Raw genomic sequence first — 2265 nt, forward strand, 5'->3', positions numbered from 1 at the left:
GGGGTGGCCCTCCAGCTCCGTCGCCAGCTCCAGCAGCGCCGCCCGCTCGGGGGCGTCGAGGGCGCCGGACCGTTCGACGCCGCCTATCGTCACCGCCCGCGCCGCGATGATGCCGGCGCAGATCGCCGCGGCGGACGAACCGAGGCCGCGGCCGTGCGGAATCCGGTTCGCGCAGACCACTTCGAGGCCCCGCGGCTGCCCGCCCAGCGCGTCGAAGGCGCTGCGCATGGCCCGTACGAGCAGGTGTGACTCGTCCCGCGGCAGGTTCTCCGCGCCCTCGCCGGCGATGTCGACGTGCAGTCCGGACTCGGCGACGCGGACCACCACGTCGTCGTAGAGCCCGAGGGCGAGTCCGAACGTGTCGAAGCCGGGGCCGAGGTTGGCGCTGGTCGCCGGCACGCGGACGCGTACGGGCGCGGCGCGGAAGGCTGGACCGGCCATCGCTTGCGTGACTCTCCTTGTGACTCTCACCCGGTCTCCCGGGCGGTGGGGGAAATCAGCTCGGTTACGACTGTGCCCGACCGGCGCCCCCGCGGCACGCCGTGCGCGCGCGGACGAACGGTACGGGCGGCATGCGGAAGGGGGTGCCCGGGACACTCGACCGGCGGGCTCAACACCAGCTTATCGAAGGTGGGTTCCCCTGCGACATAGGGCGCACAGGAGGCGCGCGATGCGCGGCCCGCGCACGTCCCCGGCGGACGGCGGGACGGCCGGTGCGCCGGGGCCCGCGGCGGTGGTGCGTACGGCGGTCTGCCCAGGCCGTACGGGCTGCCGCCGGGGCCGTACGCCGGTGCGCCCGGCCCGTACGCGGGTCCGCCGGGGCCGTACGGGCGGATGCCCGGGCCGTACGCCGGTATGCCGCCCGGCTCGGGCGCGGGCCGCGGGCGGGCCCCGGTCAGGCCAGCCCCAGCCGCTCCGCCGCCGCGTCCGCGTCGACCGGCACGGCGACGGGCTGCGGGGCGCCGGCGACCGCCCAGTCGGGGTCCTTCAGGCCGTTGCCCGTGACCGTGCACACGATCCGCTGGCCGGGGTCGACCAGGCCCAGTTCGGTGGCCTGGAGCAGCCCCGCGACGCTCGCCGCCGAGGCGGGCTCGACGAAGACGCCCTCCTGCGCGGCCAGCAGCTTGTACGCCCGCAGGATCTGCCGGTCCGTGACCGCCTCGATGTGCCCGCCGGACTCGTCGCGCGCCCGCTCGGCCAGCTCCCACGAGGCGGGGTTGCCGATGCGGATGGCGGTGGCCAGTGTGCTCGGGTCCTTCACCGGCTCGCCGCGCACGATGGGCGCTGCGCCGGCCGCCTGGTAGCCCCACATCCGGGGGGTGTGCGTGGCCAGGCCGTCCGCGCGGTACTCGCGGTAGCCCTTCCAGTACGAGGTGATGTTGCCGGCGTTGCCGACGGGCAGGACGTGGATGTCCGGGGCGTCCCCGAGCGCGTCCACGACCTCGAAGGCGGCGGTCTTCTGGCCCTCGATCCGCACCGGGTTGACGGAGTTCACCAGCGCCACCGGGTACTTCTCGCTGAGCGCGCGGGCCAGCGTCAGGCAGTCGTCGAAGTTGCCGTCGACCTGGAGGATCCGCGCGCCGTGCACCAGCGCCTGGCCCATCTTGCCCAGCGCGATCTTGCCCTGCGGCACCAGCACGGCGCAGGTCAGCCCGGCCCGTACCGCGTAGGCGGCCGCGGAGGCCGAGGTGTTGCCGGTCGAGGCGCAGATGACCGCCCGGGCGCCGGACTCCTTCGCCACGGAGATCGCCATCGTCATGCCGCGGTCCTTGAAGGATCCGGTGGGGTTGGCGCCCTCCACCTTCAGGTGCACGTCGCACCCGGTGCGCTCGGAGAGCACCTGGGCCGGCACCAGCGGGGTCCCGCCCTCCCGGAGCGTCACCACCGGGGTCGTCCCGCTGACCGGCAGCCGGTCGCGGTACTCCTCGATGACACCGCGCCACTGGCGGGTGCCGGACATTCGTGGTTCGTCGATCACTGCGTCCATTTCCTTACGTCACTCCCCTTCGACCCGCATGGTGCTCGCCACGCCGCGCACGGTCTCCAGCTGCCGGAGCGCCTCGACCGTGGCCGCGAGCGCGGCGTCGGTCGCCCGGTGCGTGACCACCACGAGCGACGCCTCGCCGTCCTTGCCCTGCTGCCTGACCGTGTCGATGGACACGTCGTGCTCGGCGAAGACCGCGGCCACGTGGGCGAGCACGCCCGCCCGGTCGGCCACGTCCAGGCTGATGTGGTACCGCGTCACGACCTCGTCGGGCGGCGCCA

Annotated in this window: 3 protein-coding genes; all 3 read right to left on the bottom strand. The window is 74.7% G+C overall.

What is annotated here, in order from left to right; all coding sequences use genetic code 11:
- Positions 1 to 441, bottom strand: a 441-nt coding sequence (locus tag H5J30_RS28225) for a GHMP family kinase ATP-binding protein (protein WP_445194965.1), incomplete at its 3' end; no start/stop codon positions are given.
- A 454-nt stretch (positions 442 to 895) separates the two neighbouring features.
- The gene (gene thrC / locus H5J30_RS28230) at positions 896 to 1960 is read right to left on the bottom strand and encodes a threonine synthase (protein WP_181790118.1); all 1065 of its coding nucleotides are present in this window, start codon (positions 1958 to 1960) and stop codon (positions 896 to 898) included.
- A gap of 36 nt (positions 1961 to 1996) precedes the next feature.
- A partial coding sequence (locus tag H5J30_RS28235) for an ACT domain-containing protein (RefSeq protein ID WP_181790117.1) occupies positions 1997 to 2265 on the bottom strand: 269 nt, incomplete at its 5' end.

It is taken from the genome of Streptomyces phytophilus (assembly GCF_013870535.1).
GTDB lineage: Bacteria > Actinomycetota > Actinomycetes > Streptomycetales > Streptomycetaceae > Streptomyces > Streptomyces phytophilus.